Below are 17,365 nucleotides of genomic sequence, written 5' to 3' on the forward strand. Positions count from 1 at the left end.
CAAGTCTCTCTCCGTCGTCACCGGCCGGTCTGGAGCGGCGGAATCGCCAGGTTGACGTTCACGCTCTTCGTCTCGGTGAAGCTGTCGAGCATGCCTTCGAGCGACATCTCGCGTCCGATGCCGCTCTCCTTGATGCCGCCATAGGACTGGCCGAGCGCCTGCCCGCCGCCTTGGTTGACCTGCACCCAGCCGGCCTCGACGGCGTGGGCCGCCCGCAGCGCCCGGCCGATGTCCCGGGACCAGATGTAGGCCGCGAGCCCGTAGTGGCTGTCATTGGCCATGCGGATCGCCTCGTCCTCGTCCCGCCAGGGGATCGCCACGAGGACCGGCCCGAAGATCTCCTCCCGGGCGAGGCGCCAGTCGTTCGAGGTGTCGGCGAAGATCGTCGGTACCGCGAAGTAGCCCCGGGTCAGCGGGCCTTCCTTCGGCGGCAGGCCGCCGGTGACGAGCCGCGCCTCCGGCCGGCTCAGCCCGTCCGCGACGTAGCTGCAGACCTTGGTGAACTGGCGCTCGTTGATGATCGCGCCGACATCGGTCGCCTCGTCGAGGGGGTCGCCGATCTTCAGGGCGGAGGTACGGGCAACCAGCCGGTCGAGGAACGAATCGTAGATGTCCGCATGCAGGAACAGGCGCGAGCCCGCCGTGCAGGACTGACTCTGCCGGGTGAAGCGCATGGAGGCGACGATGCCGTCGAGCACCCAGTCCTCGTCGGCATCGGGATAGACGATGGACGGGCTCTTGCCGCCGAGTTCGAGGGACACCGGGGCGACCCGGTCCGCGGCCGCCCGCATGATCGCCTTGCCGACCGAGGTCGAGCCGGTGAAGCTCACCTTCCGCACGAGGGGGTGGGAGGCCAGAGGCTCGCCGCATTCCTGGCCGTAGCCGGTGACCACGTTGACGACGCCCGGCGGCAGGTGGTCCTGGCAGATCTCGGCGATCATCAGCACCGCCAGCGGCGCGTCCTCCGCGGCCTTCAGCACGATGGTGTTGCCCGCGCAGACTGCCGGCGCGATCTTGAGCGCCGCGAGCTGGGCCGGGGCGTTCCACGGCACGATGGCGCCGACAACCCCGAGCGGCTCGCGCCGCGAATAGCTGAGCATGCCCTCGCCGAGGGGGATGGTGAGCCCCTTCAACTCGCCCGCGAGCCCGCCGAAATAGCGGAAGGCATCGGCGACCATCCGCGCCTCGCCCCGCGCCTGGGTGCGCAGGGCGTTGCCGGTCTCGCTGGCGATGAGGCGCGCCAGCTCTTCCTGGCGGGCTTCGAGCGCCTCGCCGATGGCGAGCAGCAGCCGCCCGCGGTCGCGGGCTGCGACCCTGGACCAGCCGGGGAAGGCGGCTGCGGCGGCATCGACGGCCAGATCGACATCCGCCTTCTCGCCCCTCGGGACATCGCCGAGCGGCTCGCGCCGTCCCGGATTCTCGACCACGATGGTCCGGCCGGAGACGGCGGGCCGCCATTGACCGCCGATCAGCATCTGCTTTGAGAAGGTCGCCGGTAGGGGGTGCGGATCTGCCATGGTGTTTCCTTCCGTCGGCCGGGTTCAGGGGCGCGCAGCGACGGCCGGCGCGCCCTCGATCATGCGGATGACGGCGGAGTAATCGAGATCCCCCGAGCCGCTGCCGCAGAACAGGCCGTAGAGGGAGGCCGCAAGGGTGCCGAGCGGAAGGCTCGACCTCGTATCCATCGCCGCCTGCTCGGCGAGTCGCAGGTCCTTGAGCATCAGCTCGGCGGCGAAGCCGTTCCGATACTCGCGGCTCGACGGGACGTTCGGAAGAAGGCCCGGGACCGGCGGGTAATTCACCAGCGCGTGGCAGCTCCCCGTTGAGGTCGAGACGATCTCCCGCATCGTCGCGGGCTCGAGGCCGAGGCGCTGGCCCAGCGTGTAAGCCTCCGAGACGGCGATCATCGAGATGCCGGCCAGAAGGTTGTTGCAGACCTTGGCAGCCTGACCATTGCCGGCGGGCCCGGCGTGGAAGACGTTGCGGCCCATCGCCTGGAAGATCGGCCGTGCCCGGTCGAGATCGCGCGCCTCCCCGCCGACCATGAAGGTGAGCGTGCCGGCCTGTGCCCCCATGACCCCGCCCGAGACGGGGGCATCGAGGACCGGGGTCCCGCGTTCCGCCCCCGCCGCGTGCAGCGCCCGAGCCTCCGCCACGGCGATGGTGGAGCAATCGATGAGCAGGGCGCCATCCGGCAGCCGGGCGAGGGTCCCGCCCGGCCCGGTATGGATCTCCAGAACATGGCGCCCGGTCGGGACCATCGAGATCAGGACGTTCACCTCGGACGCGGTCTCGGCGGCACTCGGGGCGATCTCCGCTCCAGCTTCCCGGGCTTCTACCCGCGCCGCCTCTGCGACGTCGTAGGCGCGGACCTTGTGTCCCGCCGCCACGAGGTTGCGGAGCATGGGCATGCCCATACGTCCGAGACCGATAAAGCCGATCCGGGTCATTCTCTGCTCCCGTGACGTCACTAAGAATCGACTACTGGGACTTGGCGACGAGCGGGCAGCCGCCCTCGCTCATGGGCCGGAACGCGACCTCGGCGGGGATCGTCGCCTTGTAGGCGTAGTAGTCCCACGGATAGCGCGACTCGGACGGCGCCTTGACCGTGTAGAGGTGCATCGGGTGCATCTTGCGCCCATCCGCGCGGATCGTGCCCTTGCCGAAGAGGGGATCGTCGGTCGGCATCGCCTTCATCGTCGCGACGACCTTCGCGCCGTCGCCGGCCTCGCCGAAAGCTTCCACGGCCTTGAGATAGTGAAGGATCGAGGCGTAGACGCCGGCCTGCACCATCGAGGGCTTCGCTCCCGCGCGCTGCGCCGCGAACCGGTCCGAGAAGGCCCGGGTGCCGTCGTTCATGTCCCAGTAGAACGGCGAGACCAGCGACAGCCCCTGCGCCACTTGCAACCCGATCGCGTGGACGTCGGTGACGTAGATCAGGAGGCCGGCGAGCCGCTGCTTCGAGCCGACGATGCCGAACTCGGCCGCCTGCTTGATGCTGTTGACGGTGTCGCCCCCGGAATTGGCGAGCCCGATTACCTGCGCGCCCGAGGCCTGCGCCTGGAGGAGGTAGGAGGAGAAATCCGAGGTGTTGTTGGGCGCCCGGACGCGGCCGACCACCGTGCCGCCGCTCGCCTGCACCATGCGCTCCGTGTCGCGCTCCAGGGCGTGGCCGAAGGCGAAGTCCGCGGTCAGGAAGAACCATGTCTTGCCGCCGGTTTCCACCACAGCCTTGCCGATGCCGTTGGCGAAGGCCCAGGTGTCGTGGGTCCAGTGCACCGTGTTCGGCGTACAGGCCTTGCCGGTGAGGTCCGACACGGCGGGTCCCGAGGCGAGCATGACCTTGTTCTTGTCCCGGACGATCTGGCTCACCGCGAGCGCCGCCGCCGAGTTGGTGACGTCGGCCACGGCATCGACGCCCTGCGTGTCGAACCACTGCCGGGCGATCGTTGACGCCACGTCCGCCTTGTTGCCATGGTCGGCCACCAGGATCTCAACGTTCCAGCCTTTCCCGCGCAGCCCAGAATCCTCGACGGCGAGATTCGCCGCCACGACGGATCCTGGCCCGCCCATATCGGCGTAGATCGAGGATTGATCGTTGAGGACGCCGATTCTGACGGTCTTCTCCGCCGCCGAGGCGGTGCCGAAGCCGAGCAGGAACGCGGCAGCCGCACGGCAAAGGGCCCGCGCCATCGCACCATCCTCCCTGATCGCGGTCTGATGCCGCTCTCTTCCCTGCGCCAATCTCAGGGGCTAGCGCGGGATGAAAGGAAAAAAGCGCACACGCTTCGGCACGTCTATGCCAATTTTTGCACAACGCACGCTCACGGATTGACAGATGCGCTCGACACACCGGTGGGACGATCTGCAGGCCTTCCTAGCTGTGGCCCGCGCCGGGCGGCTGACGGAAGCGGCTCGCAATATGGGCGTCGAGCACACCACATTGAGCCGACGGATCACGCGGCTGGAGACGGCCCTCGGCACCAAGCTGTTTGATCGGCGGCCGACCGGTTACGGGCTGTCGCCGGAGGGCGAGCGCCTGCTGCCGCGGGCCGAGGCGATCGAGCGGGCGGCTCTGGGCATCTGGCTCGATCAGGTCGACCCGGCTATCGGCCTGACGGGATCCGTGCGAATCGGCGCGCCGGAGGCGTTCGGGACCTTCTGCCTCTCGGAGCGGATCGGCGACTTCTCGGCACTGTACCCCGGTCTATCGATCGAGCTCGTCGCGACCCCGCGAGCCTTCAGCCTCTCGAAGCGCGAGGCCGATCTCGCCATCGGTCTCACGCGGCCGGCCACCGGACGTCTCCACGCCCGCAAGCTCGCCGATTACGAACTCGGCCTCTACGGCGCGCCCGCTTACGTCGACCGCTGCGGCCGACCTGAGGGGAAGTCCGACCTGCACCAGCACCGATTCATTGGCTACATCGACGAGCTCGTCTTCTCGCCGGAACTCGATTACTTTACCGAGGCCCTGCCTGGCCTGCAGCCGTCCATCCGCATCTCGAACATCATCACGCAGATGACGGCCGCCAAGAGCGGGGCTGGCCTCTGCATCCTGCCTTGCTTCATGGCCGACCGGCACTCGGACCTTGTTCGCCTTCTCCCGGAAAGTGTTCGCATCACCCGCACGTATTGGTTGCTGACGCATGCGGACATGGCGCATCTCAACCGAATCAAGACTACCGCAGAGTTCATAGTCTCAGCTGCGCGCGCCGCACGTCCAGCCTTTCTTCCGCATTGATGATAGAACAAAAATTGGCGTCTGCTTTTCCATCGGATCGCCTCCGCAGCGGACCGGCCGTTTTCGGCCAGACTCCGTCACGCCGGATCGCTATCGCGCGCAGGAGCGGACATTCGGCTTGGCGCCCATCCCAGTCATTCGTTCGCTTCCCGCAGCGTCTCCGAAGCAGACTTGAGTTCACCATGAGCTACCGTTCTCGCCGCCGTACTTCGGCCTGTCCCGTGGTCTGCGGAAAGTCGGAGGCGGTCATGCCGATCCTCAGCACGCGCTGCGCCGAAGCGGAGTTGCTCAGGCTCACCAAGGGGCGCAGGACAGGATCGCAGATTGCCACTGCAGCGCCGTCCGCATGTAGAACGCTAAATTGTGTGCCGACGTCGGATGCGCCGGCGGCGACCCCGTCTAGTCAATCGCCAGCCCCGCCTGGGAGCTATTGGGCGTAGGGACGCCGCTCACAGTTCAGGAACCGATCGATTCCAAGAACCCCGGCCGGTTCATCGTTCAGGTAGCGATGGAAATCGCCCTGGCTGTCGGGAGATCCGGCCAACGCCCGCAGGCTGTCCCACTCCTCCGACGCCTCCGCCGAACCTTGGCTGTCACCCCGACGCATGGTCGATGGCGAACAGCCGAAGCTGCGACGGAACAGGCGGTTAAAGTGGGATACGTCCGAGAACCCGCATTCCGTGGCGACCTCCGTGATGGTCTGCGGCGAGTTCGCCAGGAGCCAGCGTCCATAGAGGACGCGAAGGTCTCGTGAGTATTCCTGGACGCTCTTGCCGACGAGTTTGCGGAAGACCCGTTCGAGCTGTCGCTTCGACAGTCCCACGGCCTGCGCGATCTTCTCGACCCGCTGGGGTGTGCTGAGATTCTGCTCGATCAGCAGCATCGCCCGGCGGACCCGGTTGTCCTCGACGATTCCGGCACTCGGCGGCTGGGGCTGGGCCCCGGCCGCGGGACGAGCCCGGTCGGTGACCATGATATGCAGGCTCTTCTGCGCATGGCCAGGACCGAGGTGCCGGTCGATCAGCCAAGCCCCGAGATCCAGGCTGGCGAGACCGCCCGCGCAGGTGATGAACGGGCCATCCTCCACGAAGAGCTGGTCCGCGACCGGAATCACGTCGTCGTGCCGCGCGACGAGATCGGTGAAGTGGTACCAGCTTACGCAGCAGCGGCGGCCGCGCATCAACCCCGCCTCGGCCATGGCGATGCCGCCGGTGCAGATGCCGATGAGGCGCACCCCGGCGGAATGGGCCTCTCGCATGAAGGCGAGAGTCCGGGAATTGTAGGGCTCCCGGTCGAGCAGCCCGCCGACGACGACGATGTAATCGAACCGGGTCGGATCCGAGAATGTCTCCCAGGGCATCACCTGGATCCCGCAACTCGACGTCACCGGCTCCAGATCCGGGGCCAACAAGCTCCAAGAGCAGCGCTCGGGCCGACTGCGATCCCCCTCATCCGCGGAGAGGCGCAGGATATCGATGAGCGTCGAGAAGGCCACGAGGGTGAAGTGGGGCAGCAACACGAAACCGAGCGACAGCTTGCGACGGCTCGGCGCCTGCACGGATGTGGTCGACGGTGTCCGGGGTGTGGTCATGCCATCCGGTGCGTTTGCCCGGACTGTGATCCGGTCCACCTTCCGCTGCAAGAGGCGGACCAGGGGCGGGCGAACAGCGGGACGGCAGAGTCAGTGCACGGCGCCGAAATAGGCCCGTTGCAATTCGGGGTCGTCCCGCAGCGTCGCGGAGGAGCCCTGCGCCACGATGCGCCCGCCGGATAAAACATAGCCGTGATGGGCGATCGCCAGCGTCTGGTTCACGTTCTGCTCGACGAGCAGGACCGTGACGCCGGTCGCATTGATCCGGGCTATCACATTGAAGTTTTCCTGCACGAAGAGCGGCGAGAGCCCCAGCGAGGGCTCGTCGATCACGAGGAGCTTCGGATCGGTCATCAGCCCCCGGCCGATCGACACCATGGCCTGCTCGCCACCGGACATCGTGCCGGCGAGTTGGCGGGCCCTCTCCTTCAGGCGCGGGAAGACGGCATGCACGCCGTCGAGCCTGCGCCGGATCTCCCGCTCGGACGACACGCGGTAGGCGCCGAGCCGAAGGTTCTCCTCGACGGTCATCTTGGAGAAGATCCGGCGGCCCTCGGGAATGCAGCCGATCCCGAGACCGACCACCTCGTGGGTCTGCATCCCGTCGAGCTTGCGCCCGTCGAAGGCGATGGAGCCCCGGCGCGGCGGCGTGAGGCGCAGGATCGAACGGATCAGCGTGGTCTTGCCGGCGCCGTTCGAGCCGAGGATACAGGTGATCCGCCCGGGAGCCACCTCGAGGGTGATGTCGTCGAGGACATCGACACGATCGTAGGTGGTGAAGACGCCGTCGATGGTCAGGCGCGCGGTCATGAATGCCCCAGATAGGCTTCGCGGACGGTCGGGTCGGCGGCCACTTCGCGGAAGCGGCCCTCGCAGATCTTGCGGCCGTAATTGAGGACGACGCAGCGGTCGGTGATGCGCTCGATCAATCCCATCTCGTGTTCGACAATGATGACGGTCAGGTCGCCGCGGCTGCGCTGCACGTCGAGGATCTCGTCGATGAGCTGGTTGGTCTCGTCGTGGGTCATGCCGGCGGAGGGCTCGTCTAGCAGCAGGATCTTCGGCCGTCCGATGAGGGCGCGGCAGATCTCGACCCGGCGGCGGTCGATCATGCCGAGGGCGACGGCCGGCTCGTCGAGACGCCGGGCGAGGTCTGGGTTGAACAACCGGGCGAGCTCCCTGGCCTCCTCGGCGAGGGCCGCGACGGCCCGCGCCAGGGTGCGGCGGCGCAAGAGGTTGTCGATCACACCCTGCGGCAGGCGCTCCTGCGCGCCGAGCGCGATGTTGTCGAAGACGGAGAGCGGCAGGCACAGGCGCGAGCGCTGGAAGGTCCGGGCGAGGCCGAGCCCGGCGAGCGCGTGGGCGGGCTCCCGGGTGATGTCGCGGCCGTCGAGGACGATGGAGCCGGCCGCAGCCGGGTAGATGCCGCTCGTCACGTTGAAGAAGGTGGTCTTGCCCGAACCGTTCGGGCCGATCAGGCCCAGCACCTCGCCGCGCCGGACGGTCAGGTCGAGCTCGTTGAGGGCGAAGAGACCGCCGAAACGGACGGACAGGCCCTTCGCCTCCAGGATCGCGGGGGCCGCCGCCACTTCGCTCATGCCCGGCGCCCCGCGACGAGGGTTCGGGTCCGGCGGGGCAACAGGCCGCCGGGGCTGAGGACAAGGACGAGGATCACCAGCACCGCGAACAGCAACAGCCGGTATTCCTGGATGAACTGCAGTTTCTCCGGCAGCAACACGACGATCAGCGCCGCCGGCAGCACCCCCCAGCGGTTGCCGATCCCACCCAGGATGACGATCGACACCATCATCAGCGAGTCGCCGAGGGTGAAGTTGTTGGGGGCGATGAAGCCGGTCATCTTGGCGTAGATCGCCCCGGCCATCCCGGCGAGCACGTTGCCAAGGGTGAAGGCGAGGATCTTCCAGCGGGCGATCCGCAGGCCGAAGACCTGGGCGGCGACCTCGTCGAGCCGCACCGCGTCCAGACGGATGCCGATCCACGATCGATCGAGGAGGCCGACGAGCGCCAGGGCCACCGCGGTGAGGGCGAGACAGAGCACGACGTAGTTGGCGTAGAAGGAGAACGTCATGCCGAACAGGTCGAGGTCGTTCGAGAAGTCCCAGCCGAACACGGTGAGCGGCGCGAGCTTCAGTCCCTGGGGGCCGCCGAGCACTTCGTTGGCGTCCAGGAAGACGTTGAACATGACCCCGAAGGCCAGGGTCGTCAGGGCGGCGTAGTGGCCCCGCGTCCGCAGCAGCGGCAGGACGAGGAGCGAGCCGATCGCGACGGCGACACCGCCCCCGAGGAGAATGACCACGAGGTCCGGGATGGCGATCCCCTCAGCCCGGCCGAGGGCGGCTGCGGTGTACCCACCGCAGCCGAGGAAGGCCGCGGCGCAGAAATTCGAGAGGCCGGCATAGCCGAGCTGGATCGTCAGGCCGAGGCAGACCGTGGCGTAGATCAGCACCGTCGCCAGCATCAGGAGGCCGAAATTGTCCTCGCGCAGGACGATGATGACGGCGAGGCAGGTGGCCACCAGCACGAGCCGCGCCGGCCAGGGATGACCGGACGCGCCGCGCTCCACGGCGGCGATCACCCGGAACCGGGCAGCGGCGAACCACGCGATCCCGCAGGCCACAAGTGCCGAGAGGACGACCCGCTGGTCCTCCGCATGGACCAGGAAGGCGACCGCCCCGGCGCAGGCGGCCACGACGACCGCGAAGACCGCGAAATCCGAAGCCCGCCGAGCCCTCACTCCGGCCTCGAGCGTCGTCGCGTCCCGGGAGACCTCGTCTTGGGTGGGGCGGTGGCGCATCAGCATCGGTACGTCATCCGGGCGGGAGGGGAGGTCAGACGCGCTCGCTGGCGCGCTCGGCCAGCAGCCCGGTGGGGCGCCACGTGATCAGGGCGATGACGGCGACGAAGGCGACGACGTTCTTGTATTCGCTGAAGGTCGGCAGGGTGGCGACGACGACGGTCTGGAGCCCGGCGAAGAGGTAGCCCCCGAGGATCGCCCCCCAGAGGTTGCCGAGCCCGCCGACGATGGCCGCGCTGAAGCCGATCACGGCGATCAGCAAGCCCATGCCGTAGTTGATCTCGCTGTAGTACAGGCCGGAGATCACCCCCGCGAAGCCCGCCGTCGCCGAACCGAGGGCGAAGGTCAGGGGGACGACACGGAAGAAATTGACGCCCATCGTCCGGGCGGTCTCCTGATCCTCCGCCACCGCCCGCATCGCGAGCCCGAAGCGGGTGCGGTTGATGATGTGGTGGACGACGGCGATGATCAGGAGCCCGGCCACCATCAGGATCAGCCCGTCGTAGCGGACGAAGACGCCGCCGACGGTCGCCCCCCCGGAGGGCAGCAGGGCGGGGAAGCGCTGCGAGTTGGTGCCGTTGGGGAAGAACAGCCGGATCGCCTCGCGGATCACGGTGCCGACCATCATCGTCATCAGCAGGAGGTTGAGGGGCGGGGCGGTGCGCAGGGGCAGGATCAGGAGGCGGGAGATCCCGGCGCCGAGGAGCGCGGCGAGGCCCACGGCCGTCGAGACGGCGGCCAGGATCTGTACCCCGACCGGCAGCCCTGCGGCGGCGGCGGCGGTCGCCGCGACCAAGGCGCCGAAGGCCCCGAACGTCATCACGTCCCCGTGGGAGAACTTGATGACGTTCATCACCCCGAAGAAGATCGTGAAGCCCATCGCCACGAGGCCGTAGATCGTCCCCTGCATGAGCCCGTTGAGGACGTATTGGCCGATCGCGCTCATCGCCTGTCTCCGATCGCTCGGTCTCAGCGGTGCAGCAGCTTGCGCTTGCCGCTCGCGTACTCGCTGTCCTCCCAGACCACCCATTTGCCGTCCTGCACGACGTATTTCGTGGTGAGCGGCGTGATGTTCTGGCCGTGGTCGTCGAAGGTGATCGGCCCGACGATCGAGGGCACGTCCTTCACGTCAGCGAGGGCCGCGGTGATCTTCGCCCGGTCGGGACCCACCGCCTCGATCTTCTGCATCAGCAGGTGGGTGGCGATGTAGGCGAAGGGGCCGTAGGCCTCCGGCGGATCCCTGAAGCCCGCGGCCTTATAGTTCTCGGTGAAGGCCGCGCCGCCGGGCATCTTGGAGAGCGGCGGCGAATCGAAGAAGGTCACAGCGCCTTCGGCGAGGTCCGGTCCGACGGCGTTGATGAACGCATCGCCCATGATCCCCGAATTGCCTTCGAGCTGCGCCTTGATGCCGAGCTTGTCCATCTGCGTCCGCAGCCGCGTTCCCAGCGGCGTGAGGCCGCCGAAATAGATCACCTCTGGATTCAACTCCTTGATCTTCGTAAGCTCGGCGCTGAGATCCTGCTGGTCGGGCGCGACCGCGAAAGTTCCGAGGATCTTCCCGCCGTTCTCGTTGGTGAACTCGGTGAAATATTTGTTCATTGACTTCCCGTAATCGGTCGAGTCGGCGAAGGAGACGAAGGTCTTGTAACCCTGCCCCTTCATGAACTGCGCACCGACCCGGTTTTGGCCGATGAGGATGCCGCTCACCCGGTGGATCTCCGGGTATTTGTTGGCATAGGTAATCTCGGGCAGCACCGCCGCCCAGACCACCATCGGCAGCTTGAAGCGGTGGAACACGTCGACCGTGGCGATGGCGGTGGCCGAGCAGTAATGCGGCACCGCCGCCGCGATGCTGCGGTCCGACCCGAGCTTGGTCACGACCTGCACGCCGACATTCGGCTTGCACTCGTCGTCCAGGACCATGAGCTCGTACTGGTACTTATGTGCCGGATCGGCGTTGAACAGCTTCACGGCGAGTTCGGCGGAGTTGCGGGCGCCGATTCCGTGGGGGGAGTTCGGCCCGGTGAGGGGGCCGACGAACGCGATCTTCACCGTGTCCTTGGCCTCGGCCCATCCTGGGATGAGCAGTGCACCCGCCACCACTCCTGCGAGGCACCGCCGCGTGATCCGACCCATTCCGCCTCTCCGTCTTCGATCCGGAGGCAGACTAGGCAGCGGGGCCGTGGGCAGACTAGCACGCAAGCGCGCTGGCCCCTGAACGGATGCGCCATCGGTGCAACGGCCGGGCGCGGCGCGTGCGTACCGAGCCGATGACGGAAATGTCCTAGCTGCCGGCCAGCGGATGGGACGATCAAGGGCACCCCGAACCAGGGAAGCCCCCCGCGGAGACCGCGCATGCCGTCCGACCTGCACGACCGATCCATCGTCATCGACGGCCTCATCATTTCCGATTTCGGCCGGCCGGTCTTCGAAGACATGCGCAAGGGCGGCCTGACTGCCGCGAACTGCACCTGCTGCGTGTGGGAGAACTTCACCGAGACGATGCGAAACGTGATGCGCTGGAAGGCGTATTTTCGCGAGCATGCGGACCTGATCACGCAGATCTACACAACCGCCGACATTCAGGCCGCCAAGGAAGCCGGGAAGACCGGGATCATCCTCGGCTGGCAGAACATCACCGGCATAGAGGACCAGATCGGCTATCTCGGCCTGTTTAAGGAGCTCGGCGTCGGCATCATCCAGATGGCGTACAACACGCAGAACCTCGTCGGCACCGGCTGCTACGAGAGCCGGGACGGTGGCCTGTCGGACTTCGGCCACGACGTCTTGGGAGAGATGAATCGGCTCGGCATCCTGGCCGACCTGTCGCATGTGGGTCCGAAGACGAGCGAGGACGTGATCCTCGCCTCGCGCCAGCGGGTCGCTTACTCGCACTGCCTCCCGGCCGGGCTGAAGGCGCACCCGCGCAACAAGTCCGACGAGCAGCTTCGCTTCATCGCCGAGCGGGACGGGTTCGTCGGCGTGACCATGTTCCCGCCCTTCCTCAGGCGCGGGCCTGAATCGACGGTCGATGATTACGTCGAGGCGATCGAGTACGTCCTGAACCTGTGCGGCGAAGACAAGGTCGGCATCGGCACCGACTTCACGCAGGGTTACGGCCAGCCGTTCTTCGACTGGATCACCCACGACAAGGGCTATGGCCGCCGGCTCACTGATTTTGGCGAGGTGATCAACCCCGAGGGTCTGCGCACCATCGGCGAGTGGCCGAACCTGACGGCGGCGATGGAGCGCCGTGGCTGGCCGGACGCCCGTATCGAACGGGTCATCGGCGGCAACTGGGTCGCGCTCCTGCGCGACGTGTGGGGAGCGTGAGGACCATGGGCAAGCCGCAGGTCGAGATTCACGTCGACGACGCCACCGGGCGCTGGTCCGTCGATGCGCTGCCGATGATCCTGGTGCCGCAGCACTTCTTCCTCAACAACCACTTCGCCCTTGAGACGGAGCTGGGGCCCGAACGGCTGGCCGAGGTGCTGCGGCCTGCAGGCCATCGCTCGGCCTACCATTGGTGCGAGAAGGAAGCTGCTCATCACGGGCTGGACGGCCTCGGGGCATTTCACCACTACATGCGGCGCATCACCCAGCGCGGCTGGGGGCAGTTCGAAGTGCTGGACGTCGATCTCGGGGCCGGCACGGCCTCGGTCCGACTTCGGAACTCGGCCTTCGTGGACGAGGAGCGCCGACGCCTCGGCCGCAAGGTCTGCACGATGTTCGCCGCGTGGCTCGAAGGCTCACTCGAATACGCGGCGGCGGCCTCGGGCCGGACCCTGCATCTCCAGGCCCGGGAAGCCTACTGCGCCGCGGAGGGCACGCACGACCATTGCCTGTTCGAGGTCACGCCGCGCAGATAGGCCCCTTCCCCGTCCGATCCCGGCGGGCTCCTCGTCCGTGACGCCTCCGGCGCTACGGACCGGCGGGGCGCAGGCCGGGCCGGTCGAGGCCCAGGAAGCCGATCTCGTGGCGGGTCCGCCCGTCGCCGCTGGCGAGATCGGCAAGGATCTCGCCGATCACCGAGCAGAACTTGTAGCCGTGTCCCGAGCACGGCGAGGCCAGCACGACCTGCGGGAAGTCCGGGTGGTGATCCAGGATGAAGTGCTCGTCCGGGGTGTTGGTGAACATGCAGTCGCGCAGGGCCATGGTCGGCCCGCTGCCGGCGGGGAAGTAGCGTTCCGCGAAGTCGCGCAGGAGGCGCTCGTCGGCGGCATCCGGCTCCCGCCGCACGGCGTCCGGGGCGCCAGTCTCCCCGAGGTGATGGTAGCGCCCGAACTTGAACCCCGGAACCTCATAGACGGGCAGTCCGTAGTAGCGCCCCTCCGGCACCTGCAGGTTGAAGACCGGAAAGCGCGAGGGCTCGAACCAATCAGGTTCCTGCGGCTGGAGCCATGCCAGCACTTGGCGCTCCGGGACGGCGAGACCGGCCAGGGGCGCGGCGAGATCCGCCGCCCAGGCCCCCGCCGTCAGGACCAGCCGCCCGGCCTCGTAGGTCCCGTGATCGGTGCGCACGACAACCCCGCCCCCCGGGGTCGCCTTCCAGTCGAGAACCTGCTCGCGGGCATGGATCTCCGCCCCGTGGGCCTGCGCGGCCCGGACGTGGGCGACGATCGCCCGCTCGCTGGCCACGAGCCCGCCCTGGGGCTGGTAGACGGCGCGCATGCCCTCCGGGAGCCGGTAGGCCGGGAACCGCTCGTTGACCGCCGTGGCGGTGAGGACCTCGTGGGGCAGGTCGTGCAGCCGCGCGGAGGCCAGGGCGCCCTGGAAGACGTCGCTCTCCTCCGCGCCGCCGTCGATGGAGCCGGTGATCACCAGGATCTCGTCGCCCGTCGCCGCCTCGAGGTCGCGCCACAGCGCGTAGGCCCGGTGCAGGAGCGGCACATAGGCCGGATCCTCGTAGTAGGGTAGACGGATGATCCGGCTGATCCCGTGCGACGAGCCCATGGCGTGGGGGATGTCGTAGCGCTCCAGCCCGAGCACGCGCTGGCCGCGCTTGGCCAACTGCCAGGCCGCGGCGCTGCCCATGCCGCCGATCCCGACAACGATGACATCGTAGGGCGTGTCCGAACGCATGGGGGCCTACATCATTGACCTGGGGGCAAACGATCGCGCCCCGCGCATGGTCATCTCCCGGAAGGCCGGGGATCGGCTTGGACGCAAGCGGCGCATCGGTAAGCTGCATGCGGCACGGGCGGCACCGCGCTTTGTCCACGATTCCCAACGATGAACCGTGGGTCACAGAAGGGCGTGCTCGCCGCCTGCGGGAGGGAGCAGCCTCTCCCGATGCCGCCGGCATCGCCTCTCCTCGAGGCATGGGAGCTAAGAGCCTCTCACGCCCAGCCGGTCCGGCCGACGAGACTCAGGCCACATCCGGGATCAGGTCATGTCGGCGGGCCAGCAGGAGCATCCCCTCCATGATCATGTGCGCACACAGATGCGCGGCCATGTCGTTCACGTCCTGCGGCGGGCTCACGGTGTTGAAGTCCATCGCCACGATGTTCAGGCCGCTCAGGCTGCGGATCAGTTCGATTCCCTCCCGCGCCGTCAGACCGCCCCAGGTGGGCGTGCAGACACCGGGGGCGACCGACGGATCGAAGACATCCATGTCCCAGCAGAGATAGACCGGCCGTTTGCCCACGGTGCCGCGGAACTCGGCCATGGTCTGCGCGAAGCCCCGCCGCAGCAGCGTCTCCGCGGTCACGACACGGAATCCGAGATGGGCCGCGTGGTCGAGAACGCCGCTGCGATAGGTGAAGCCGCGCACCCCCACATGCCAGGACCGGGAGGCATCGACCCAGCCTTCCTCCGCCGCGTTCGTAAACTGCGTCGCGGCGTTGTAGCGGTCGTCCGGCTCGTAGGGATAGGCGTCCGTGTGGCTGTCGATATGGAGCGCGACGAGCCCCGGGTGGCGGCGCCCCGCCGCCCGCATGAGCGCCAGCGAGACCGAGCCGTCGCCGCCGATCCCAACCGGCACGGCCCCCGCATCGAGGATCTCCCCCGCCGCCGCCTCGATCCGGGGCAGTGCGTCGTCGATGCGCCCCGGCGTGAGGGCGACGTTGCCGCAGTCGACGGCGCCGAGGAGACTCAGCACGTCGACATCCGCCAGCGAGGGGTGGAACCGGCGGATGAGGCCGGATTGGCGGCGCACGGCGGCCGGACCCTGCCGCGCCCCGACCCGGAAGGCATGGGTCCCGCAGTCGAATGGGACGCCAAGGATCGCCGCCCGGCATCCGGGACGGGGGCTCCCGGCGGGAAGCCCCATGAAGGTGTCCGGCGCGGTGAACAGCGGTTCGGTCAAGGCTGCGTATCCCTCAGGAAGTCGAAGGCGGTGAGCGCGTGGACGCGTGCGACCTGCCCGAGTTCGGCGATGGCGGCGAACTCGTCGGGGCCACCCATGCCGTGGGGGGTGGGCCCGTAGACCACGGTGGGGATGCCCCGCATCCGGAACCAGCGGGCGTCCGAGCCGCCGACCCGCATGTTTATAGCGACCGGGGCGCCCATCACCTCTCCGGCGGCGGCGGCGCAGAGGCGCACGAGGCGATGGTCCGGGTCCGTGTGGTTCGGCGCGAAGGTCCGCAGCACCCGGACCGTCAGGTCCGGATCGTCGAGGGCGCCGTGGATCGCGGCCTCGACGGCCTCCGCCTCAACTCCGACGGGCAGGCGGATGTCGAGGGCGGCGCGGGCCCGGGACGGGACGAGATTGGGCGAGGTGCCCCCCTCGATCCGGCCGAGGTTGACGGTGATCCGGCCGAGCGTCTCCGCCTCGCCAACCCCGGCCAGGGGTTCGGAAATGGGTCGCGAGCGTTCAATCGCCTCGCTTACGGCGGAGGGCGCGGTCACCGGCACCGCCGCCAGCGCCGCGCCGAGGCGGTCCAGCGCCCCACGCAGCCGGTCGATCGCGTTGTCCCCGAGGTGGACGTGGGCGCCGTGGGCGGGCCGCCCCGCCGCCTCGACCTCGATCCAGAGGAAGCCCTTCTCGCCGAAGCGCAGGACGCGCGGCGAGCCGGCATCGCCGATGATCACCGCATCCCCCGTCGCGTGGGGTACGGTGTCGAGCAGCCACCGGGTCCCGAGGGGGCCCATCGTCTCCTCGTCTCCGGCCAGCGTCAGGACGACTTCTCCGGGCCATGCGTCCGCGACGTCGGCAAGCCCGGCGAGGGCGACGATGGAGGCGGCGATCCCGCCCTTCATGTCGGCGGCCCCGCGCCCGTACAGGCGCCCATCGATGGTCGCGCCGGCCGGATCGACGCTCCAAGCGCCGGCTTCGCCCACGGGGTAGGTGTCAAGATGGCCGTTGAGGATAACCCGCCGGCCCGGTCCCGTGCCCCGGACCCGAGCGACGACGTTCACGATGCCCTCCGCGCTCTCGTACTGCGCGATCTCGGCCGAGGGCACCATTTCGCGGATGCAGGCGACGGCGACCTCGGCGACCGCGCGGGTGTCGCCGGGCGGGTTCGGGGACGCGGCCGCGATCAGCCGCCGGGCGAGAGTGGCCACCTCGGAGGCACGGTCGGTGGCGAGGGTGCGGCGGGCGGCGGCGATGTCAGCGCGCAGCAAGACGGCGTTCCCAGATGCGGATCGACTGCGTGAGAGGCCAGCAGATCGCGAAGTAGATCACTGCAATGAAGGTGAAGATCTCCAACGGCCGGAAGGTCGAGGAGGACAGTTCCATGCCCCGCCGGGTGATCTCGCCCACGGAGATCACCGCGGCGAGCGAGGAATATTTAATGAGCTGCACGAAATTGGCCGCGAGCGGCGGCAGGATCAGGCGGACCGCCTGTGGCAGGACGATCCGGACGAAGCTCTGGCCCGGCGTGAGTCCGAGGACCTGCGCCGCCTCCCGGTGCCCGGCCGGGACAGCCTGGATGCCCGCTCGGAAGACTTCGGCGATGAAGGCTGAGGAGTAGATCGACAGGCCGAGGACGGCGGCGGCGAAGGCGTCGAGGCGGATCCCGAGGAGGATCGGCAGGACGTAATAGGCCCACAGGAGTTGCACGAGGATCGGGGTGTTGCGGATGATCTCGCCGTAGACGAGGGCGATCATCCGCAGGGGCCAGAGGCGGGAGCCCGACATGACCGCGACCAGAAGGCCCCCCGCCGTCGCGAAGACGAGGGTCAGCCCCGAGATGATCAGGGTGGTCTGGACGCCCGACAGCAGGAACGGGAGGTTCGCCGGTATCACGTCCCAGCGGAACTGGTAGGTGCCCAT

The 17,365-nt window shown here is 68.4% G+C and carries 16 protein-coding genes; 3 read left to right on the forward strand and 13 right to left on the reverse strand.

From position 1 onward, the window contains the following. Positions 1-17: 17 nt before the first annotated feature. From LOK46_RS14250 to LOK46_RS14260, 3 genes are all read right to left on the reverse strand, one after another. Positions 18-1,517 (reverse strand): aldehyde dehydrogenase family protein, encoded by a 1,500-nt coding sequence (locus LOK46_RS14250; protein ID WP_273564367.1) that lies wholly within the window; start codon positions 1,515-1,517, stop codon positions 18-20. Positions 1,518-1,541: 24 nt separating this feature from the next. Then, positions 1,542-2,411, reverse strand: a complete 870-nt coding sequence (gene mmsB / locus LOK46_RS14255; protein ID WP_273564368.1) for a 3-hydroxyisobutyrate dehydrogenase — start codon at positions 2,409-2,411, stop codon at positions 1,542-1,544. A gap of 70 nt (positions 2,412-2,481) precedes the next feature. Further along, positions 2,482-3,693 carry an ABC transporter substrate-binding protein gene (locus LOK46_RS14260; protein WP_273564369.1) on the reverse strand — a complete coding sequence of 404 codons (1,212 nt, stop codon included), beginning with the start codon at positions 3,691-3,693 and terminating at the stop codon, positions 2,482-2,484. Positions 3,694-3,838: 145 nt separating this feature from the next. On the opposite strand from LOK46_RS14260, the gene LOK46_RS14265 reads away from it, so the two are divergent. After that, positions 3,839-4,741: a LysR family transcriptional regulator gene (locus LOK46_RS14265; protein ID WP_273564370.1), complete on the forward strand. Its 903-nt coding sequence runs from the start codon at positions 3,839-3,841 to the stop codon at positions 4,739-4,741. A gap of 427 nt (positions 4,742-5,168) precedes the next feature. Here LOK46_RS14265 and LOK46_RS14270 read toward each other — a convergent pair whose 3' ends face one another. From LOK46_RS14270 to LOK46_RS14295, 6 genes are all read right to left on the reverse strand, one after another. Next, complete coding sequence (locus tag LOK46_RS14270) at positions 5,169-6,332, reverse strand: GlxA family transcriptional regulator (RefSeq protein WP_083915988.1); 1,164 nt, start codon at positions 6,330-6,332, stop codon at positions 5,169-5,171. Between the two features lie 90 nt (positions 6,333-6,422). After that, positions 6,423-7,142, reverse strand: a complete 720-nt coding sequence (locus tag LOK46_RS14275) for an ABC transporter ATP-binding protein (RefSeq protein WP_053622283.1) — start codon at positions 7,140-7,142, stop codon at positions 6,423-6,425. After that, a complete protein-coding gene (locus LOK46_RS14280) occupies positions 7,139-7,930 on the reverse strand; it encodes an ABC transporter ATP-binding protein (RefSeq protein WP_042669308.1) in 792 nt (263 codons plus the stop codon). Before LOK46_RS14280 ends, LOK46_RS14275 begins: the two co-directional genes overlap by 4 nt. Next, the gene (locus LOK46_RS14285) at positions 7,927-9,153 is read right to left on the reverse strand and encodes a branched-chain amino acid ABC transporter permease (RefSeq protein ID WP_273564371.1); all 1,227 of its coding nucleotides are present in this window, start codon (positions 9,151-9,153) and stop codon (positions 7,927-7,929) included. The genes LOK46_RS14280 and LOK46_RS14285 overlap by 4 nt, the downstream gene beginning before the upstream one ends. 28 nt (positions 9,154-9,181) lie before the next feature. Beyond that, positions 9,182-10,093, reverse strand: coding sequence for a branched-chain amino acid ABC transporter permease (locus tag LOK46_RS14290; protein ID WP_042669307.1), 912 nt, complete (start codon positions 10,091-10,093; stop codon positions 9,182-9,184). Positions 10,094-10,116: 23 nt separating this feature from the next. Continuing rightward, positions 10,117-11,283, reverse strand: coding sequence for a branched-chain amino acid ABC transporter substrate-binding protein (locus LOK46_RS14295; protein WP_273564372.1), 1,167 nt, complete (start codon positions 11,281-11,283; stop codon positions 10,117-10,119). A 219-nt stretch (positions 11,284-11,502) separates the two neighbouring features. Between LOK46_RS14295 and LOK46_RS14300 the strand changes: the two genes are divergently transcribed. Then, on the forward strand, positions 11,503-12,480 hold the full coding sequence (locus tag LOK46_RS14300) for a dipeptidase (RefSeq protein ID WP_273564373.1): 978 nt from the start codon (positions 11,503-11,505) through the stop codon (positions 12,478-12,480). A gap of 5 nt (positions 12,481-12,485) precedes the next feature. Next, the gene (locus LOK46_RS14305; protein WP_042669304.1) at positions 12,486-13,016 is read left to right on the forward strand and encodes a 4-vinyl reductase; all 531 of its coding nucleotides are present in this window, start codon (positions 12,486-12,488) and stop codon (positions 13,014-13,016) included. Between the two features lie 52 nt (positions 13,017-13,068). Here the strand turns inward: LOK46_RS14305 and solA are convergent, their stop codons facing one another. The 4 genes from solA to LOK46_RS14325 all read right to left on the reverse strand — a co-directional run bounded on the left by solA (position 13,069) and on the right by LOK46_RS14325 (position 17,365). Further along, positions 13,069-14,229, reverse strand: coding sequence for an N-methyl-L-tryptophan oxidase (gene solA, locus LOK46_RS14310; protein ID WP_273564374.1), 1,161 nt, complete (start codon positions 14,227-14,229; stop codon positions 13,069-13,071). 286 nt (positions 14,230-14,515) lie between these two features. Further along, entirely contained in the window at positions 14,516-15,454 is a 939-nt protein-coding gene (locus tag LOK46_RS14315; RefSeq protein WP_273564375.1) for an arginase family protein, read from the reverse strand. Continuing rightward, positions 15,451-16,713, reverse strand: coding sequence for a M20/M25/M40 family metallo-hydrolase (locus LOK46_RS14320; protein WP_273564376.1), 1,263 nt, complete (start codon positions 16,711-16,713; stop codon positions 15,451-15,453). Before LOK46_RS14320 ends, LOK46_RS14315 begins: the two co-directional genes overlap by 4 nt. Further along, the gene (locus tag LOK46_RS14325; RefSeq protein ID WP_042669298.1) at positions 16,700-17,365 is read right to left on the reverse strand and encodes an amino acid ABC transporter permease; all 666 of its coding nucleotides are present in this window, start codon (positions 17,363-17,365) and stop codon (positions 16,700-16,702) included. The genes LOK46_RS14320 and LOK46_RS14325 overlap by 14 nt, the downstream gene beginning before the upstream one ends.

This window comes from Methylobacterium sp. NMS14P, assembly GCF_028583545.1.
Taxonomy (GTDB): domain Bacteria; phylum Pseudomonadota; class Alphaproteobacteria; order Rhizobiales; family Beijerinckiaceae; genus Methylobacterium.